At 58.6% G+C, this 19,535-nt stretch carries 19 protein-coding genes, 1 tRNA gene and 1 pseudogene; 15 read left to right on the plus strand and 6 right to left on the minus strand.

Annotation, left to right across the window (positions count from 1 at the left end; translation table 11 throughout):
* The first annotated feature begins 122 nt into the window (after positions 1-122).
* The 6 genes and pseudogenes from AC07V4_RS14045 to AC07V4_RS14070 all read left to right on the plus strand — a co-directional run bounded on the left by AC07V4_RS14045 (position 123) and on the right by AC07V4_RS14070 (position 5,395).
* Positions 123-1,109 (plus strand): NAD(P)/FAD-dependent oxidoreductase, encoded by a 987-nt coding sequence (locus AC07V4_RS14045; RefSeq protein WP_492636770.1) that lies wholly within the window; start codon positions 123-125, stop codon positions 1,107-1,109.
* Between the two features lie 179 nt (positions 1,110-1,288).
* Positions 1,289-1,867 (plus strand): annotated as a pseudogene (locus AC07V4_RS14050) (YbgA family protein); the annotation flags it as partial.
* A gap of 6 nt (positions 1,868-1,873) precedes the next feature.
* Positions 1,874-2,803, plus strand: a complete 930-nt coding sequence (locus AC07V4_RS14055) for a MerR family transcriptional regulator (protein WP_492636769.1) — start codon at positions 1,874-1,876, stop codon at positions 2,801-2,803.
* Entirely contained in the window at positions 2,804-4,246 is a 1,443-nt protein-coding gene (gene phrB, locus AC07V4_RS14060) for a deoxyribodipyrimidine photo-lyase (protein ID WP_492636768.1), read from the plus strand.
* Entirely contained in the window at positions 4,239-5,015 is a 777-nt protein-coding gene (locus AC07V4_RS14065; RefSeq protein WP_492636767.1) for an SDR family NAD(P)-dependent oxidoreductase, read from the plus strand. The genes phrB and AC07V4_RS14065 overlap by 8 nt, the downstream gene beginning before the upstream one ends.
* 74 nt (positions 5,016-5,089) lie before the next feature.
* Positions 5,090-5,395 (plus strand): YkgJ family cysteine cluster protein, encoded by a 306-nt coding sequence (locus AC07V4_RS14070; RefSeq protein ID WP_431751310.1) that lies wholly within the window; start codon positions 5,090-5,092, stop codon positions 5,393-5,395.
* A 57-nt stretch (positions 5,396-5,452) separates the two neighbouring features.
* Here AC07V4_RS14070 and AC07V4_RS14075 read toward each other — a convergent pair whose 3' ends face one another.
* The 6 genes from AC07V4_RS14075 to hemA all read right to left on the minus strand — a co-directional run bounded on the left by AC07V4_RS14075 (position 5,453) and on the right by hemA (position 10,818).
* Positions 5,453-5,971 carry an acyloxyacyl hydrolase gene (locus AC07V4_RS14075; protein WP_492636766.1) on the minus strand — a complete coding sequence of 173 codons (519 nt, stop codon included), beginning with the start codon at positions 5,969-5,971 and terminating at the stop codon, positions 5,453-5,455.
* A gap of 111 nt (positions 5,972-6,082) precedes the next feature.
* Entirely contained in the window at positions 6,083-6,877 is a 795-nt protein-coding gene (gene murI / locus AC07V4_RS14080; RefSeq protein ID WP_492636765.1) for a glutamate racemase, read from the minus strand.
* The gene (locus AC07V4_RS14085; protein ID WP_492636764.1) at positions 6,870-7,625 is read right to left on the minus strand and encodes a molybdopterin-synthase adenylyltransferase MoeB; all 756 of its coding nucleotides are present in this window, start codon (positions 7,623-7,625) and stop codon (positions 6,870-6,872) included. The genes murI and AC07V4_RS14085 overlap by 8 nt, the downstream gene beginning before the upstream one ends.
* Positions 7,619-8,449, minus strand: a complete 831-nt coding sequence (prmC, locus tag AC07V4_RS14090; protein ID WP_492636763.1) for a peptide chain release factor N(5)-glutamine methyltransferase — start codon at positions 8,447-8,449, stop codon at positions 7,619-7,621. Before prmC ends, AC07V4_RS14085 begins: the two co-directional genes overlap by 7 nt.
* Entirely contained in the window at positions 8,450-9,532 is a 1,083-nt protein-coding gene (gene prfA / locus AC07V4_RS14095; protein WP_060754819.1) for a peptide chain release factor 1, read from the minus strand. It lies immediately after the preceding gene.
* Positions 9,529-10,818: a glutamyl-tRNA reductase gene (gene hemA / locus AC07V4_RS14100; protein WP_492636762.1), complete on the minus strand. Its 1,290-nt coding sequence runs from the start codon at positions 10,816-10,818 to the stop codon at positions 9,529-9,531. The genes prfA and hemA overlap by 4 nt, the downstream gene beginning before the upstream one ends.
* Before the next feature lie 182 nt (positions 10,819-11,000).
* Between hemA and AC07V4_RS14105 the strand changes: the two genes are divergently transcribed.
* The 9 genes from AC07V4_RS14105 to AC07V4_RS14145 all read left to right on the plus strand — a co-directional run bounded on the left by AC07V4_RS14105 (position 11,001) and on the right by AC07V4_RS14145 (position 19,136).
* The gene (locus tag AC07V4_RS14105) at positions 11,001-12,725 is read left to right on the plus strand and encodes a tetratricopeptide repeat protein (protein WP_431751304.1); all 1,725 of its coding nucleotides are present in this window, start codon (positions 11,001-11,003) and stop codon (positions 12,723-12,725) included.
* Positions 12,726-12,729: 4 nt separating this feature from the next.
* On the plus strand, positions 12,730-13,347 hold the full coding sequence (gene lolB / locus AC07V4_RS14110) for a lipoprotein insertase outer membrane protein LolB (RefSeq protein ID WP_492636761.1): 618 nt from the start codon (positions 12,730-12,732) through the stop codon (positions 13,345-13,347).
* 50 nt (positions 13,348-13,397) lie between these two features.
* A complete protein-coding gene (gene ispE / locus AC07V4_RS14115) occupies positions 13,398-14,201 on the plus strand; it encodes a 4-(cytidine 5'-diphospho)-2-C-methyl-D-erythritol kinase (RefSeq protein ID WP_492636963.1) in 804 nt (267 codons plus the stop codon).
* 37 nt (positions 14,202-14,238) lie between these two features.
* Positions 14,239-14,313 (plus strand) — tRNA-Gln (locus AC07V4_RS14120).
* 46 nt (positions 14,314-14,359) lie between these two features.
* Complete coding sequence (locus AC07V4_RS14125; RefSeq protein ID WP_003208392.1) at positions 14,360-15,301, plus strand: ribose-phosphate pyrophosphokinase; 942 nt, start codon at positions 14,360-14,362, stop codon at positions 15,299-15,301.
* A gap of 137 nt (positions 15,302-15,438) precedes the next feature.
* Complete coding sequence (locus AC07V4_RS14130) at positions 15,439-16,035, plus strand: 50S ribosomal protein L25/general stress protein Ctc (RefSeq protein WP_431752663.1); 597 nt, start codon at positions 15,439-15,441, stop codon at positions 16,033-16,035.
* A gap of 166 nt (positions 16,036-16,201) precedes the next feature.
* Positions 16,202-16,786 (plus strand): aminoacyl-tRNA hydrolase, encoded by a 585-nt coding sequence (pth, locus tag AC07V4_RS14135; protein WP_492636760.1) that lies wholly within the window; start codon positions 16,202-16,204, stop codon positions 16,784-16,786.
* 21 nt (positions 16,787-16,807) lie between these two features.
* The gene (gene ychF, locus AC07V4_RS14140) at positions 16,808-17,908 is read left to right on the plus strand and encodes a redox-regulated ATPase YchF (protein WP_492636759.1); all 1,101 of its coding nucleotides are present in this window, start codon (positions 16,808-16,810) and stop codon (positions 17,906-17,908) included.
* A gap of 298 nt (positions 17,909-18,206) precedes the next feature.
* Positions 18,207-19,136, plus strand: a complete 930-nt coding sequence (locus AC07V4_RS14145; RefSeq protein ID WP_492636758.1) for a sigma 54-interacting transcriptional regulator — start codon at positions 18,207-18,209, stop codon at positions 19,134-19,136.
* The last annotated feature ends 399 nt before the right edge of the window (positions 19,137-19,535 follow it).

The raw sequence follows: 19,535 nt of genomic DNA on the forward strand, positions 1-19,535 counted from the left end.
GGCTCAGTCTTAACCTTAGGTTACGCCGTAAGAACAGGCACGCCAAAACTTATACCAAAAAACAATATTGTACAGCTATTGGTGTCGGCGTAGGCTGTACCCAACGGTAAACGAGGCCTCCTATGACTGTTCCCATCGCGATCATCGGCACCGGCATCGCCGGTCTCTCCGCCGCCCGAGCGTTGCAAGACGCGGGGCACACCGTACAACTCTTCGATAAAAGCCGCGGCAGCGGCGGCCGTATGTCCAGCAAGCACAGCGATGCCGGCTCACTGGACATGGGCGCGCAATACTTCACCGCCCGCGACCGGCGCTTCGTCAACGAAGTACAGCGCTGGCAAAGCAACGGTTGGGCCGAACAGTGGAAGCCGCAGCTGTACAACTTCAAGTCCGGCCAGCTCAGCCCCTCTCCCGATGAACAGATACGCTGGGTCGGCACGCCGCGCATGAGCGCCATCACCCGCGCGCTGCTCGACGACTTGCCGGTGGAGTTCGGTTGCCGCATCACCGAAGTGTTCCAGGGCAAACAACACTGGAACCTGCTGGACGCCGATGGCGACAACCACGGCCCATTCAGTCACGTGGTGATCGCTACGCCAGCCCCCCAAGCCACCGCCCTGCTGGCTGCCGCGCCTAAGCTGGCAAGCGCCGCCGCCGGGGTGAAAATGGACCCGACCTGGGCCATCGCCCTGGCCTTCGACACGCCTTTGGATACACCGATGGAAGGCTGCTTCGTTCAAGACAGTCCTCTCGACTGGCTGGCGCGCAACCGCAGCAAACCAGGACGCGACACCACCCTCGACACCTGGGTACTGCACGCCACCAGTGCGTGGAGCAAGGCCCACCTGGACTTGCCCAAGGAAGCCGTGATCGAGCACTTGCACGGCGCATTCGCCGAACTGCTGCACAGCAGCATGCCCGCACCTTCGTTCAGCCTGGCCCATCGCTGGCTGTATGCCCGACCGTCGAGCAGCCATGAGTTCGGTGTCTTGGCCGACGCCGATCTCGGCCTATACGTGTGCGGCGACTGGTGCCTGTCCGGCCGGGTGGAAGGCGCTTGGCTCAGCGGCCAGGAAGCGGCGCGACGGTTGATTGAACATATGTCGTAGCACGCACCCAAAACAACTGTACAAATTATTTGTACTTGTACAGCATCAAATCTATGATGAAATTAGTTGTACAGCTTTTGTAGTCTGTATAGGTATTTCGCAGAGGTTTGACCATGTCCAACACCGGTAAACCGAAGATCGCCATCAGCACCTGCCTGCTCGGTGAGAACGTGCGCTTCAACGGCAGTGGACGTGGCATTTATACCCAGGCGTTTTGCGCACGCCATCCCAACCTGACGGTTGAAGAAGACGGCCGCCTTGACCCGGTGCAGCGGGAGAACTTTATGACCCGCGTCTTCGTCTACGCCAGCTGGCAACAGCTGTTGGCCGACGGTCTTACTCGGCACCGCCTGCTGGCTTTTCACTCGCGCTACAAATACCTGCTGATGGCCCACAGCCCGGCGCACTACAAAAGCCTCGGCCATCGGTTGGGCAACATGGCCAAGGGCGACACTCTCGACGGCTTGGCCGCTTGCTATTTCAGCGAGCTGATGACCGGCCTTAAGCAATGCGCCACCCGTGGCACCCACACCAACGTGCTGCAACACATCAGCGGCTACCTCAAGCGGGCCATCAGCGCCGACGACAAGCAGGAAATACAAACCGTCATCGGCCAATACCGTAACGGCATCGTGCCTCTGGTGGTGCCGATCACTCTGCTCAAGCATCACTTTCGCCAACACCCGGACCGCTACATCGCGCAGCAGGCGTACCTGCAGCCGCACCCGGAAAACCTCAGCCTGCGTCACGCGATCTAACTCATCATGAAAGCTGCCCTGCTGGACGAACCCGCCGAAGATATCGCCCAAGCCCTGGAAAACGGCTGGCTGCCGATCCGTGAAGTGGCGCGCCAGACCGGCGTCAACGCCATCACCTTGCGTGCCTGGGAACGTCGCTATGGCCTGATCGTGCCCCAGCGCACCCCCAAGGGCCACCGGCTGTTCAACGCCGAGCATGTCCAACGTATCCTCACCATCCTCACTTGGCTCAACCGCGGTGTGCCGGTCAGCCAGGTCAAGCAACTGATCGACTCTGCTCAATCAAACCTCGACACCGTCGAAGATGAGTGGCACGCCCTGCGCCAGGTGCTGATACACGCCATCAGCGAACTGGCGGAGCGCCGAATCGACGATGCCCTCAACCGGGCCATGGCGCTGTATCCGCCACGCACTTTGTGCGAGCAATTGATGTTGCCGCTGCTCAACGCGCTTGAACAAAAATGGCAGGGCCAGTTCGGCGCACAAATGGAGCGGGTGTTTTTCCTGTCATGGCTGCGCAGCAAGTTCGGCGCGCGCATCTATCATAACAACCGCCAACTGCAGGGTGCGCCGCTGCTGCTGGTCAACCATTCCGACCTGCCCCTGGAGCCGTGTCTGTGGCTCTGCGCCTGGCTGGCCAGCAGCGCCGATTGCCCGGTGGAGGTATTTGATTGGCCACTGCCGGCCGGCGAGTTGACCCTGGCGGTAGACCACCTGCAACCCCGTGCAGTGCTGCTGTATTCAAGCAAGGCGCTCAACGAGTCGGTGCTGACCAAACTCATCAGCGGCATTCGTTGCCCAATCCTGATTGTCGGGCCAACGGTATGCATCCACCACGCCGAGTTGGCCGCATTAACCCGTGACACCCCGCAATTGTCCGTGGCCGAAGACCCGTTGTCGGCTCACCAGATACTGATCCAGCGTGGAATTGTTTAAATGCATTTGATCTGGCTGCGCACCGACCTGCGCCTACACGACAACACCGCCCTGGCCGCCGCGTGCCAGCGAGGCCCGACCGCGGCCATTTACCTGATCACGCCCGAACAATGGCTGGCCCACGATGACGCGCCGTGCAAAGTCGACTTCTGGCTGCGCAATTTGCAGCATCTGAGCCAAGCGCTGGGCGAGCTGAACATTCCCTTGCTGATCCGTACGGCCAAGACCTGGGACGAGGTCCCGGACGTGTTGAGCACCCTATGCCGGGAAATGTCGGTCGCGTCGGTGCACGTCAACCAGGAATACGGTGTCCATGAAAGCCGCCGCGATGCAGCAGTGGCCAAGTCCTTGGAAGCTGACGGCGTGACCTTCCACAGTTACCTCGACCAGCTACTCTTCCAGCCCGGCAGCGTGCTGACCAAGACCGGCAGCTACTTCCAGGTGTTCAGCCAGTTCCGCAAAGTCTGCTACACCCGCCTGCACAGTGCCTTGCCACCCCTCGTCGCGACGCCAAAAGCCCAGGCCCCGCTCAAGCTCAACAGTGACGCGGTGCTGACCATCGTTGAAGGCTTCGAGCCGCCCAGCGAAACCTTGCGCGACCTCTGGCCGGCCGGTGAAGACGAAGCCCGTCGCCGCCTGGAAGCTTTCGCCAATCAGCAGATCAGCGACTACAAAGACGAACGCGATTACCCGGCCAAGCCCGGCACCAGCCAGCTGTCCGCCTACCTCGCCGCTGGCGTGGTTTCGCCACGCCAATGCCTGCATACCGCGCTGCAAACCAACCACGGTGAGTTCGAAAGTGGTGACGTGGGCGCCATCACCTGGATCAACGAATTGTTGTGGCGCGAGTTCTACAAACACATCCTGGTCGGCTACCCACGAGTCTCCCGTCACCGTGCGTTCCGCCCCGAGACCGAAGCCGTGGCCTGGCGCCACGCCCCCAAGGAGCTGGCCGCCTGGCAACAAGCCCGCACCGGCCTGCCAATCATCGACGCCGCCATGCGCCAACTGCTGGAAACCGGCTGGATGCACAACCGCCTGCGCATGGTGGTGGCGATGTTCCTGACCAAGAACCTGCTGATCGACTGGCGTGAAGGCGAGCGCTTCTTTATGCGCCACCTGATCGACGGCGACCTGGCCGCCAACAACGGCGGCTGGCAATGGAGTGCCTCCACGGGCACCGACTCGGCACCGTACTTCCGGATTTTCAGCCCGTTGAGCCAATCGGAAAAGTTCGACAGCGAAGGCGTGTTCATCAAGCGCTGGTTACCGGAGCTGGCCGCGCTGAATAAAAAACAGGTGCACAGCCCCGAAACAGTCGGCGGCCTGTTTGGCGTAGCCGATTACCCGCGCGCGATCGTCGACCTGAAGCAATCTCGTGAACGCGCACTGGCCGCGTTTCGCGGCCTGCCATCACGCCAGGAGGTTGCCGAACATGAGTGACTTTCGTCGTTATTGGCTGACCGGTGCCAGCAATGGTATCGGCGCGGCGCTGGCCGTGGAACTGCTCAACAGCGGTGCCCACGTGGCCCTCAGCTCGCGGGCCAAAGACCCACTGGAATCACTCGCTCAACGGTATCCAGGGCAAGTGCTGGTGGTGGCCGGCAACCTGACCAACAGCCAGACCGTGCGCGAAATCAGCGAGCACATCGCCGCGGAATGGGGGTCGTTGGATACGGTGATCCTCAACGCCGGCACCTGTGAATACGTCGACGCCAGACAGTTCGATTCGTCGATCATCGAACACGTGGTGCGCACCAACTTGCTGGCCAGCAGTTACTGCATCGAAGCCGCGCTGCCCCTACTGCGCAAAGGGCTGAACCCGCACTTGGTGGGCGTGACCAGCGCGGTGACCTACCTGCCAATGCCTCGCGCCGAGGCCTATGGCGCGTCCAAGGTGGGCTTGCGCTACCTGTTCGAAGCCCTGCGCGGCAGCCTGTCGCCGGAGGATATCGACGTCACGGTGATCAGCCCGGGCTTTGTCGACGCACCGCTGACCGAACTCAATGATGTCCCGATGCCCTTGAACTGGTCCGCGAACAAGGCGGCGAAGTACATCTTCGCCAAGCTTGCCAACCGGCCCCTGGAAATCGCCTTTCCCGCGTTGTTCATTGCCACCTTGTGGCCACTGTCGAAACAGCCCAACCGTGCTCAACTGATCATCGGCAAACGCAGGCTGCGCAGCCCACCGCCACAAAAGGACGACCAGTGAATCGGCAACCGGGGCACTGACGTCTGTCAGAGCATTCACACGCACATCACGTGCTTGCCTTACACTGCGCGCCTATGACCACCATCCCCCACACCCAGATCACCGAACCCGCCGTCACCTGCTCGACGTGCGCGGCCTGCTGCTGCCAGCTGGAAGTCATGCTGATCACCGACACGGGCGTGCCGGAGCGCTTTATCGATACCGATGATTGGGGCGGCGAAGTGATGCTGCGCCTGGACGACGGTTGGTGTGCAGCGCTGGATCGAGACACGATGATGTGCACGATCTACGAAAGGCGACCGCTGATTTGCCGGGAGTTCGAGATGGGGGCGCCGGAATGCATCGAAGAGCGTCAGGGGATTGCGACGGCTTACCGGTAACTCCCTGTGGGAGCTGGCTTGCCTGCTCCCACATTTGGTTGGCGGTGTGCTTGGGCATTACAACGGCAGGGTGTAGTGCAACGAGTAGCTCTCTACCCCATCGTTATTGCTGCTGATACCGGCGTTGGAATAATGCGTGGCGCGAATGCCCACTTCATGCCCGCCGGCAAAGCGCAGGCCAAAGCCCAAGCGGTCTTCGAACTGGAAAGCCTGGCCGAGGTTGTTGTCTTCGACCCGAGTGCGCGAGAACAGTGCTACGCCGATCCCCGCCTCGATGTAAGGCTTGACCGATTCTCCGGCGAACTCATACACAAATACGGGTGAGAACGACAGGCTGCTCACGCTGGCGCGCTTGTCACCGTCCCAGTAGGTGTAGGCGCCACTCCAGTAGCCGGTCAGCCGGCCGGTATCGCTCTGCCACCAGCTTTTATCCCAGTCAGAAGTCAGGCCCAGGCGATAGGTCATATTCGAATCGCGCGTACTGCCTACCCCAAATTCCAGCCCTGCGGCCTGCGTTGAAAAAGAGTACCCCACCAGAGCAGCCGCAATCGCAGCCAAAGACAACATACGCTTCATAAGAAACATCCTTCCCAACGAAGTTATTTGGTTTTGTACAAGCTCACTCGCTATTGAAACTGGCCTGAAGACAGAAGTTCAGTTGCTAAACGCCGTAATTCGACGAATTTTTCACAAACCAAAATTACGCACAACGCCAGGATATTTCCATAGCAGGGGTAGGATATTTCTTAGATGCTCAGCGTCGCCGCTGGTCCAGAACTGGGCCGGCTCTGGATTCCCCTCGGCCAGCAACTCGCGCTCGGCCAACAATCGCTTGAGCTGGCGGGCGACGGCAGCCCCCGTGTCAATCAGGATGATGCTGGGCGGGAGCATCTGTGCCAGCAGTGGCTTAAGGAAGGGATAGTGGGTGCAACCGAGAATAATGGTGTCGCAACCGGCGCTGAGCAGCGGTTCGACGTAGCCCTGCAACATCTTGCGCAGCGCAGGGCTGCCGAGGTCGCCGGTTTCTATCAACTCAACCAACCCAGGGCAGGGTTGGGTAATCACCCGCACATCAGTGGCGAAGCGGTCGAGCAAGGCAGCGAACTTGGCGCTTTGCAGAGTACCGGTGGTGGCAAGCACACCGACCACGCCGCTGCGAGTAGCGGCGGCCGCGGGCTTGACTGCCGGCTCCATACCGACCAGCGGCCAGTCGGGGTAGTCTTGGCGCAGGTCGGCGACCGCAGCTACGGTTGCGGTGTTGCAGGCGATCACAAACGCCTTGACGCCGCGCTCGCGAAAGAACTCGGCCACCCTTCGGGAACGCTCAAGAATGAACCCCGGGGTTTTCTCCCCGTAGGGGATATGCCCACAGTCCGCCACGTACAGCAGCGACTCATGAGGCAACAACTGTTGGATTTCATCCAGTACCGTCAAGCCACCGATACCGGAATCGAACACACCGATGGGCGCGCCTTTATCCATGCCGAGTCCCACACACACTGCAACCCGGATCGCGTTTGACCCGCAGCTCGCGAAAACGCGTAGTCAAGGCATCGATCAGCAATAAACGTCCCACCAACGGCTCACCAAAACCCGCCAGCAACTTCAGCGCTTCCAGCGCTTGCAGGCTACCGACCAGCCCCACCAACGGCCCGACCACACCGGCTTCGCTGCAAGTCAGTTCGGTGTCACTACCGTGCCCATATAAACAGTGGTAGCACGGGCTGTCGGCGCGACGCGGGTCGAACACCGACAACTGCCCCTCAAGCCGAATGGCCGCGCCACTGATCAATGGCTTGCCAGCCGCGACGCAGGCAGCATTGACCGCCTCGCGGGTGGAGAAGTTGTCGCTGCAATCAAGCACCACGTCCACACTCGCCACCGCCGCCGTCAGTGAGTCAGCATCCAGCGCTGTACGATGGGCAATCAAGGTGATCTCAGGGTTGATTGCTGTCAGGCGGCGGACGGCCGAATCGACCTTGGTCTGCCCGACGCTGTCGGTGTCATGGATGATCTGGCGTTGCAGGTTGGTCAGATCGACTGTGTCGAAGTCCGCCAGGTGCAATTGGCCCACACCCGCCGCCGCCAAATACAGTGCGACCGGCGCACCCAAGCCGCCGAGGCCGATGATCAGGGCGCGGCTGTTTTTCAGGCGCAACTGACCTTCGATATCGACATGCTGCAACAGAATCTGCCGGCTATAGCGCAACAGCTCCTGATCGGTCAGCACGGCCGGCGCCCCAAAGTGATGCGCTCGTGGTCACCCAGGTCGATGCGGCTGTGCACCTCTTCGAAACCTTGGCTCAGCAACAGGTCACGCACAGCGGCTGCTTGATCGTAACCGTGCTCAAGCAAGAGCCAACCACCCGCATTCAAGTGAGCCGGTGACGCTTGGATGATCAGCCGTAAGTCGTCCAGACCGTCGTGGCCCGCCACCAGCGCGCTGGCGGGCTCAAAGCGCACATCGCCAGCGACCAGGTGTGGATCGTTATCAGCGATATACGGCGGATTGCTGATGATCAGGTCGTAAGCCAGGCCTTGCAGGGCACTGAACCAATGGCTGCTCAACACCGTGGCGTTCTTCAGATGCAGGCGCTGGCGATTGCGTTCGGCCAGGGCGACGGCTTCCAACACCCGGTCAACGGCAGTGACTTGCCAGGCCGGACGCTCGCTGGCCAAGGCCAGGGCAATGGCGCCGCTGCCAGTGCCCAGGTCAAGGACCTTGGCCGGTGTGGCCGGCAGCAGTTCCAGGGCGGCCTCCACCAACAGTTCGGTTTCCGGACGCGGGATCAACGTGTGGGGCGCGACCTCCAGGTCCAGTTTCCAGAAGCCTTGCTGGCCAAGGATGTACGCCACTGGCTCACCGCTACGGCGGCGCTGCAGGTAACCGGCGAAGGTCAGCGCGTCTTCACTGCTGACGATTTTTTCCGGCCAGGTATGCAAGTAGCTACGGGATTTACCCAAGGCAGCCGCCAGCAAAAGCTCCACATCCAGGCGCGCGGTGGGCGAGTCTGGCAGGTCGGCGGCTCGCAGCAGGCTGGCGATGATGGTCATTTATTCACCTATTGCCGCTAATTGATCAGCCTGGTATTCGGCGAGCAACGGCTCGATCACCGCTTCAACGCCACCGGCGAGGATCTCGTCGAGGGAATAAAGGGTGAGGTTGACCCGATGATCAGTGACCCGGCCCTGGGCAAAGTTATAGGTACGGATGCGTTCGGAACGGTCGCCCGAACCCACCAGCAATTTACGCTCGCTGGCAATTGCGTTGGCGGCGGCGCTGGTCTGCTGGTCGTTGAGCTTGGCCGACAGCCAGGACATCGCCCGTGCACGGTTCTTGTGCTGGGAGCGTTCTTCCTGGCATTCCACCACGATGCCCGACGGCAAGTGAGTGATCCGGATCGCCGAGTCGGTCTTGTTCACGTGCTGACCACCAGCGCCCGACGAGCGGTAGGTATCGATGCGCAAGTCCGCCGGGTTGATCTCGATGGCTTCCTGTTCGTCCGGCTCCGGCAACACGGCGACAGTACACGCCGAGGTGTGGATACGGCCTTGAGATTCGGTCGCCGGAACGCGTTGTACACGATGGGCGCCGGATTCGAACTTGAGCTTGCCGTAGACGTTGTCGCCTTCAACCCGGGCGATGACTTCTTTATAGCCGCCGTGTTCACCTTCGTTCTCGGACAGAATCTCCACGCGCCAACCGCGACGCTCGGCATAACGCGAGTACATGCGAAACAGGTCGCCGGAGAAGATCGCCGCCTCATCACCCCCCGTGCCGGCACGGATTTCGAGGAACACGTTGCGGCCATCATTCGGGTCTTTGGGCAGCAACATGCGTTGCAGGTCGCCTTCCAGCTCGGCCAGTTTTTCCTTGGCCTCACGGACTTCTTCCACGGCCATTTCACGCATGTCCGGGTCACTGTCCTTGAGCAGCGCCTGGGCGCCCTCGAGGTCGGCTTGCACCTTCAACAGGTTTTTATAGGTGGCCACAACGGGCTCAACCTCGGCGTATTCCTTGGAATAGGCGCGGAATTTGGTTTGATCGGAGATGACCTCGCCATCGCCGAGCAAGGCGGTCAGTTCTTCGAAACGGTCCTGGAGCACGTCCAGTTTATTGAGCAGTGACGCTTTCATTGCGGTTTTTTATCCGAAGAGCTATCTGACGCGCCCTCACCGAGGGCAAAGAGTTCCTGGGCCATGGCCAGCGCATCGAGGCGGCCTTCGGCGGTAAGCTTTTTCAACTGCACGCTGGGCGCATGCAGCAATTTGTTGGTCAGGCCGCGAGCCAATTGCATCAGCACCTCTTCGGCGCTGCTGCCGTTGGCCAGCAAACGCTGGGCCTTGGTCAATTCCTCATCGCGCAGGCGTTCGCCCTGCTGACGATACGCCTTGAGTACATCCACCGCCGCCAATTCACGCAGGCGCACCATGAAATCTTCGGCACCGGTGCTGACCATTTCCTCGGCGGCCTGGGCAGCGCCCTGACGGCTCTTGAGGTTTTCAGCGACCACTTCATGCAGATCGTCGACGCTGTAGAGGTAAACGTCGTCCAACTCGCCGACTTCGGGCTCGATATCACGGGGAACAGCGATATCCACCATGAAAATAGGCTTGTGCTTGCGCAGCTTCAGCGCGCTTTCCACTGCGCCCTTGCCGAGGATTGGCAGTTGGCTGGCGGTGGAACTGATCACGATGTCGCTGCGCACCAATTCGGCCGGGATATCCGACAGCAGCACCGCGTGGGCCCCGAACTGCTCCGCGAGGATACTCGCGCGCTCAAGCGTACGGTTGGCGACCACGATGCGCTTGACACCCAAGTCGTGCAGATGGCGGGCGACCAGGGTGATGGTCTCGCCGGCACCGATCAGCAGTGCCTGGCTGCGTTGCAGGTCACTGAAAATCTGCTTGGCCAGGCTGACGGCGGCAAACGCCACGGAGACCGGGTTTTCACCGATCGCTGTGTCGGTGCGCACCTGCTTGGCGGAATTGAACGTGGCCTGGAACAGGCGCCCCAGCAGCGGGCCCACGGTTCCGGCCTCACGGGCCACGGCGTAGGCGGACTTCATCTGGCCGAGGATCTGTGGCTCGCCCAACACCAGCGAGTCGAGCCCTGCGGCGACGCGCATCATGTGACGAACTGCCGCATCCTCTTCATGCACATAAGCACTCGCGCGCAGGTCGTCGAGGCTCAAATGGTGGTAATCAGCCAGCCAGCGCAGGACGACATCCGCTGAAAGATGTTCCTGCTCTATATAAAGCTCACTGCGATTGCAGGTCGAAAGGATTGCAGCTTCGCGGCTGTCGGTGAGCCGGCAGAGCTGCTGCAAGGCCTCAACCAACTGCTCTGGCGTAAACGCCACGCGCTCGCGCACGTCTACGGAGGCAGTCTTGTGGTTAATACCGAGTGCGAGGAAGGCCATTCAATATCGCTGATGATGTCGGGAAGCCGACAATTGTCCTACTTCGAAAGACCCAGAACAACCACCGTCGTCTATTGTCCTAATGCCTTGTGTCTATAAAGGCGCCAACTGAGACTCGGTTATGTTTGGCCGAAGGCTTGTGTCATGATGATCCGACCGCAGGTTAGTCGTCCTCTTCCTATATGAATAGATCTTCCGCGTTGCTCCTTGCTTTTGTCTTCCTCAGCGGCTGCCAGACTTTGGCCCCCGTGTCGCCGGACGGTACGCCTCCGGTTGAAGACAGCACCCCCGCCCCTGAAAAGCCCAAGGTTTATTCCTCGTTCCAGGAAGAAACGATCTACAGCCTCCTGACCGCAGAACTGGCCGGCCAGCGCAATCGCTTCGATATCGCGCTGGATAACTACGTGACCCAGGCGATCAACACTCAGGACCCTGGTATTTCCGAGCGCGCGTTTCGTATCGCCGAATACCTGGGGGCCGACCAGGCTGCGCTGGACACGTCGCTGATCTGGGCCAAAAACGCCCCGGACGACCTGGAAGCCCAGCGCGCTGCAGCCGTTCAATTGGCACGGGCCGGGCGCTATGACGACTCCATGGTCTATATGGAGAAAGTCCTGCAAGGCAAAGGCGACACCCATTTCGACTTCCTCGCGCTGTCGGCCGCCGACACTGACCAGGACACGCGCAATGGCTTGATGAAGAGTTTTGACCGGTTGCTGCAAAAGCACCCGAAGAACAGCCAACTGATTTTCGGCAAGGCATTGCTGCTGCAACAGGATGACGAAGCCGACGCGGCCTTGAAGCTGTTGGAGCAGAACCCACCGGAAGAGGGCGAAATCGCACCGATCCTGCTGCGCGCGCGCCTGCTGCAGAACCTCAGTCGCGGCAAGGAAGCGATTCCCCTGCTGGAAAAAAGCATCAAGAAGTACCCGGAGGACAAGCGCCTGCGCCTGACCTACGCGCGGATGCTGGTTGAACAGGACCGCATGGAAGACGCAAAAGTGCAGTTCGCCAACCTCGTCCAGCAATACCCGGACGATGATGAACTGCGTTACTCCCTGGCGCTGGTGTGCCTGGAAGCCAAGGCCTGGGACGAGGCCAAGGGGTACCTGGAAGAGCTGATCGAGCGGGAAAGCCATGTGGACTCGGCGCACCTGAACCTCGGCCGCATCGCTGAAGAACGCAACGACCCACAAGCGGCCCTGCTCGAATACGCCCAAGTCGGCCCAGGCAATGACTACCTGCCAGCCCAACTGCGCCAGGCTGACATTCTGATGAGCAACGGTCGCACCGATGAAGCCGAAAAGCGCCTGGCGGCAGCCCGCGATGCCGAACCGGACTACGCGATCCAGCTCTATCTGATCCAGGCCGAGACCTTGTCCGCCAACAATCAAGGCGAGCGCGCCTGGAAATTGCTGCAACAAGCCTTACTGCAATACCCCGACGATCTGAACCTGCTGTACACCCGCGCCATGCAGGCGGAAAAACGCAATGACCTCGCGCAGATGGAAAAAGACCTGCGCCTGATCATCAAGCGCGACCCGGATAACGCCATGGCCCTCAACGCCTTGGGTTACACCCTGTCCGATCGCACCACACGTTACGCCGAAGCCAAGGCGCTGATCGAGCAAGCGCACAAGCTCAACCCGGAAGACCCGGCCGTGCTCGACAGCCTGGGCTGGGTGAATTACCGCCTGGGCAACCTGGACGAGGCGGAGCGCCTGTTGCGTCAAGCGCTGGAACGCTTCCCCGACCAGGAAGTCGCCGCTCACCTGGGTGAAGTGCTATGGGCCAACGGCAAGCAGCGCGAAGCGCGACAAATCTGGGAAAAATTCCTCAAGGAACAACCCGAAAGCCCCATCCTGCGCGGCACCATCAAGCGCCTGACCGGATCCGAGACCCTTTAAGCTTATGTTCTTGCGCCACATTGTAGTGTTCAGTCTCATCGCCCTGCTCGCCGGTTGCGCGGGCATAGGCAGCCGTGAATCCGTTGAGGGCCAGGGCAACCCGGCGCAATGGAAGCAGCACAAGGATCAGCTCAGCAGCATTGACGGCTGGCAGATCGAAGGCAAGGTCGGAGTACGTGCGCCGAAGGATTCCGGCAGCGGCACATTGTTCTGGCTACAACGCCAGGATTACTACGACATCCGCCTGTCTGGCCCCCTGGGGCGCGGCGCGGCTCGCCTGACTGGTCGGCCGGGGCAAGTGAGTCTCGAAGTGGCCAACCAGGGTCGCTACGAAGCTGCATCGCCAGAAGCCCTGCTGGAAGAACAGATTGGCTGGAAACTGCCGGTATCCCATCTCGTCTGGTGGGTGCGCGGCTTGCCCGCACCTGACAGCAAGAGCCGCTTGAGCCTCAACGGCGACAGCCGCCTGGCCACCCTTGAGCAGGACGGTTGGCAGGTCGAGTACTTGAGCTACGTGCAACAAAGCGGTTATTGGCTACCCGAGCGCATCAAGCTGCATGGCACCGACCTGGATGTCACGCTGGTGATCAAGGACTGGCAACCGCGCAAATTGGGGCAATAAAAGTGACTGTGCAAAAACTGACGCTGCCCTCCCCCGCCAAACTCAATTTGATGCTGCACATTCTCGGGCGCCGTGAAGACGGCTACCACGAATTGCAGACGCTGTTTCAATTCCTCGACTACGGCGATGAGCTGACGTTCGCTGTTCGCGACGACGGCGTGATCAAACTGCATACCGAATTCGAAGGCGTGCCCCACGACAGCAACCTGATTGTGAAGGCCGCGAAAAAACTTCAGGAACAATCCGGCTGTTCGCTCGGCATCGACATCTGGATCGACAAAATTTTGCCCATGGGCGGTGGAATCGGTGGCGGCAGCTCGAACGCCGCCACCACACTGCTGGGCCTGAATCACTTGTGGCAACTGGGCTGGGACCACGATCGCCTGGCTACGCTGGGCCTGACGCTAGGCGCCGACGTCCCGGTTTTCGTGCGCGGGCACGCGGCTTTCGCCGAGGGCGTGGGAGAAAAACTCACCCCCGAATACCCCGAGGAGCCGTGGTATGTCGTGCTTGTGCCGCAAGTATCTGTAAGTACAGCAGAAATTTTTTCAGATCCGTTGTTGACACGTAACTCTTCTCCCATTAAAGTGCGCCCCGTTCCCAAGGGAAACAGTCGAAATGACTGCTTACCGGTTGTAGCAAGGCGTTATCCAGAGGTACGTAACGCTTTGAATTTGTTAGGTAAATTTACCGAAGCAAAATTAACCGGAACTGGAAGTTGTGTGTTTGGGGGCTTCCCAAGCAAAGCTGAAGCTGATAAAGTCTCGGCCCTTCTTACAGAGACCCTTACAGGGTTTGTAGCAAAGGGAAGCAACGTTTCGATGTTGCATCGCAAGCTGCAAAGTCTGCTCTAAAAGGAACCGAGTGTTAGGCACTCGTTGCAACAGATACAGGGGCGTCGCCAAGCGGTAAGGCAGCAGGTTTTGATCCTGCCATGCGTTGGTTCGAATCCAGCCGCCCCTGCCATTTTCTAATACTCATCCAGGTTACCCTCAGCCTCTAGGTACTGCGCGTGTCCAAGATGATGGTCTTTACGGGGAATGCTAACCCCGATCTGGCTCGACGTGTCGTACGTCAGCTGCATATCCCTCTCGGTGACATCTCTGTCGGTAAATTTTCCGACGGCGAAATTACAGCCGAGATCAATGAAAACGTTCGCGGTAAAGACGTCTTCATTATTCAGCCGACTTGCGCTCCGACCAACGATAACCTGATGGAACTCGTCGTGATGGCTGATGCCTTCCGCCGCTCCTCAGCGACTCGAATCACAGCTGTAATCCCTTACTTTGGTTATGCCCGTCAGGATCGCCGTCCGCGTTCCGCACGTGTGGCTATCAGCGCGAAAGTCGTTGCTGACATGCTGACCGTGGTAGGTATCGATCGTGTTCTCACGGTTGACCTGCACGCTGACCAAATCCAGGGGTTCTTCGATATTCCGGTAGATAACATCTACGGCTCCCCAGTATTGGTGGATGACATCGAAGACCAGCGCTTTGAAAACCTGATGATCGTGTCCCCGGACATTGGTGGCGTCGTGCGTGCACGGGCTGTTGCCAAATCCCTGGGCGTGGACCTCGGGATCATCGACAAACGCCGTGAAAAAGCCAATCACTCTGAAGTGATGCATATCATCGGTGATGTCGAAGGGCGTACCTGTATTCTGGTTGATGACATGGTCGACACCGCCGGCACCCTGTGCCACGCGGCGAAAGCCTTGAAAGAGCACGGTGCGGCTAAAGTCTTCGCCTACTGCACACACCCTGTGCTGTCGGGCCGAGCGATCGAGAACATCGAGAACTCCATGCTGGACGAACTGGTGGTGACTAACACCATCCCGTTGTCCGCTGCCGCTCAAGCCTGTTCGCGTATCCGTCAACTGGATATCGCACCGGTAGTTGCCGAGGCGGTTCGCCGCATCAGCAATGAAGAATCGATCAGCGCGATGTTCCGCTAAGGGTCAAACCTTAGGAACACCCCACTGACGAAAAGCGCCCCGCCCCAGCATTCTGTTGGGGCGGGGCTTTTTTGCCCATATCGAGTACGGCGCTGGTCGCAAACGCCCCTCGATGATGGCTATTTTGGAGATACAAAATGACTGACTTTACTCTGAACGCCCAAGCGCGTACTGACCTGGGGAAAGGTGCGAGCCGCCGCCTGCGTCACGCCGCCAACATCCCTGCTGTTGTTTACGGTGGTGGCAAAGCTGCTGAATCCGTAACCATCCTGGCCAAAGAAATCGCCAAACTGTTCGAAAACGAAGCTGCCTACAGCCACGTTATCGAACTGAACGTCGATGGCGCCAAGCAGAACGTCATCGTTAAAGCGATGCAGCGTCACCCGTCCAAGCAATTCATCATGCACGCTGACTTCGTTCGCGTTGTTGCCGGCCAGAAACTGACCGCTATCGTGCCTGTACACTTCATCGGTGAAGAAGCTCCGATCAAGAAAGGCGGCGAGATTTCTCACGTTGTGAACGAAATCGAAGTGACCTGCCTGCCAAAAGACCTGCCTGAGTTCATCGAAGTCGACCTGGCTAACGCTGAAATCGGCGCCATCATCCACCTGTCCGACCTCAAAGCCCCTAAAGGCGTTGAGTTTGTCGCACTGGCTCACGGTGATGACAAAGCTGTTGCCAACGTTCACGCTCCACGCGTTGCTCCAGAAGCTGAAGAAGGCGCTGCAGAGTAATCCACTCTGTATTGCCGGAGCTTGAGGAAACATCGCGGACCGGAACGTAGCGAGAAAGCGGGCGATAACGCGGCGTTTACTCTTGAGTAAATGAGCTATTGTTGTCCACTTTCGCCGCACCAAGGTCGGCGACGTTATCCACAACTCCAAAGGAAGGGCCCCTGTCGTGACTGCCATTAAACTGATCGTTGGCCTGGGAAATCCAGGCGCCGAATACGAACAGACCCGGCATAACGCGGGGGCCCTTTTTGTTGAGCGCATCGCCCACGCGCAAGGTGTGAACCTTGTGGCCGATCGCAAGTATTTCGGCCTGACCGGACGCTTTTCGCATCAAGGTCAGGATGTTCGTCTGCTGATTCCCACCACCTATATGAACCGCAGCGGCCAGGCTGTCGCGGCGCTTGCGGGTTTCTTTCGGATCAAACCCGAAGAAATCCTGGTGGCCCATGACGAACTGGATCTGCCACCCGGTGTTGCCAAGCTCAAGCTGGGCGGCGGGCACGGCGGACACAACGGCCTGCGCGACATCATCGCGCAGTTGGGTAATCAGAATAATTTCTACCGTCTGCGGCTCGGCATTGGCCACCCAGGCGTTACCAGTATGGTTTCAAATTTCGTCCTGGGTCGTGCGCCACGCGCCGAACAGGAAAAACTCGATGCCAGCATCGACTTTGCCCTCGGCGTGCTGCCGGATATCTTCGCCGGTGAATGGAACCGCGCGATGAAAAACCTGCACAGCCAGAAGGCCTGACTCTTACCGAGGGGAAACACCATGGGATTCAATTGCGGCATCGTCGGCCTGCCCAACGTAGGCAAATCCACCCTGTTCAACGCCCTGACCAAGTCCGGTATTGCGGCGGAGAACTTCCCCTTCTGCACCATCGAACCCAACAGCGGTATCGTGCCGATGCCGGACCCACGACTGGACGCACTGGCGGCCATCGTCAATCCCAAGCGTATCCTGCCGACCACCATGGAGTTCGTCGACATCGCCGGCCTGGTGGCCGGCGCGTCGAAAGGTGAAGGCCTGGGTAACAAGTTCCTGGCCAACATCCGTGAAACCGATGCCATCGCCCACGTGGTCCGCTGCTTTGAAGACGAGAACGTGATTCACGTCTCCAACAGCGTCGACCCGAAACGCGACATCGAGATCATCGACCTGGAACTGATCTTCGCCGACCTCGACAGCTGCGAGAAGCAACTGCAGAAAGTCGCGCGCAACGCCAAGGGCGGTGACAAGGACGCAGTGGTCCAGAAAGGCCTGCTGGAGCAGTTGATCGCACACTTCACCGAAGGCAAGCCGGCACGCAGCCTGATGAAGAACATGGGCGCTGATGAGAAGGCCGTGATCAAGGGCTTCCACCTGCTGACCACCAAGCCTGTGATGTACATCGCCAACGTTGCCGAAGACGGCTTCGAAAACAACCCGCTGCTCGACGTGGTCAAGGCCATTGCCGAGGAAGAAGGCGCCATGGTTGTTCCAGTGTGCAACAAGATCGAAGCGGAAATCGCCGAACTCGAAGACGGCGAAGAAAAGGACATGTTCCTTGAGGCCCTCGGCCTGGAAGAGCCTGGCCTGAATCGCGTGATCCGCGCAGGCTACGAAATGCTCAACCTGCAGACCTACTTCACCGCCGGTGTCGAAGAAGTCCGCGCCTGGACCGTCAAGGTTGGTGCCACCGCGCCACAGGCGGCTGGTGTGATCCACACCGACTTCGAGAAAGGCTTTATCCGCGCTGAAGTGATCGCCTACAACGACTTCATTCAGTTCAAGGGTGAAGCCGGTGCCAAGGAAGCGGGCAAGTGGCGTTTGGAAGGCAAGGAATACATCGTTAAAGATGGCGATGTGATGCACTTCCGTTTCAACGTGTAAGCGTTAACTGCGGTTTATACAGCGAATAAAAGCCGATGCATTGCATCGGCTTTTTTGTAGGCGCTGTTTACCCATAATCAAAACACGCACACTAAGCATCAAAAATTTCAGACTTGTCCTATTTACTCATTTTCATCTTATTACAAGAACTCAACGCCAAGTATAAAACAAATTTACCCTACACAACATTGGCAACCCACACACTCAACAGCAAGTGACAACACTTATAAAATTCTATCTACTGAAGCGAGCCTGCATACCAATAGTGAAGCAGTAGCGATTATGGAGTAATCAATCAATGTTGGCTTCTGACTCTATGGACAATAAAGCGGATATTTCACTGCTTGATGACCCCGACATTGAAGATATGTTGAGTAGCACTGCCCCGCTCAATATTGATATTTTGCTGCTGGGAGAAACCGGCACAGGCAAGGATACCTTGGCGCAACGAATCCATCGTTTATCCGGGCGACGAGGGAGCTTCATCGCTGTGAATTGTGCTGCCATTCCAGAAACACTCGCGGAAAGTCAGCTATTCGGCGTCAATAGCGGAGCCTATACCGGCGCTGTGCAGTCCAGAGCAGGCTTTATCGAAGCCGCGCATCTAGGCACCTTATACTTGGATGAAATCGACAGCATGCCTCTTTCTTTGCAAGCCAAGCTATTGCGGACGCTGGAGTCGCGCGGTGTCGAGCGGCTGGGCTCGACCCGGTTTATCCCGGTGGACATGCGAGTCATCGCATCGGCCCAAGAGTCGCTATATGAAATGGTTGAACGAGGGGCTTTTCGGCGGGACTTGTATTTTCGTTTGAGTGTCATCAACATCCAGCTCCCGTCTTTGCGAGAGTGCAGAGATCGAATAATCCCGCTTTTCTTGACCATGATCCGACAAGAGGCGGAGTCTTTTAAATGCACTTTCCCCCACCCCCCAAGTTTCTTGTTACAACAGCTGTTATGCCACCACTGGCCAGGCAACGTCCGCGAACTGAGTTCTACGGCTAAACGCTTTGTATTGGGCCTACCTCCACTTTCAGTGAGGGGTAAGGATCATGAGGTATCTGAAGCAGGCCTCAAGGAACGCTTACAACGCATTGAGAAATCACTGATTGAAGAGTCACTGCGTCGGCACAATGGCAATGTGGATCTGGCAGCGGCTGACTTGAGGATTGCCAAACGTACTTTTTATTACCGAATGAGACAACTTGGGATTAGCTCAACGGTTGTTTGAAACCCTCGCGCGCTTGGAAATATTTGGAATGCATTCGGTTTTTGTAAATAACTGGAACTACTTAACTATCGAGCACCACCCAGTTAACGTCAGACGTCATATTGTAAACCGATGCAAAAAGCATGATGGCTGAGTAGTGCACTATATTTCAAACAAACGAAGTGGAGAATGTTTATGTCTCAAGTTAACGGTTACGCCCCCTACAACCCTTATAACTCCCCCTACGGCGCCGGCGAGACCGCTGGAAACCCCGGCCTTGACGCAGAAAGTCAGCGGTCGAAGGAAATTCAAACTCAAGGCTTGAGGCTGAGCAACGACGCAACTCAAGATAGCAACGTTAAAGGCGCTGCTGAGAAAAGGCGTTAATGCAAGCACCTCCTCGGCTCACCAGCCGAGGAG

The organism is Pseudomonas sp. GW821-FHT03A09 (genome assembly GCF_059421065.1).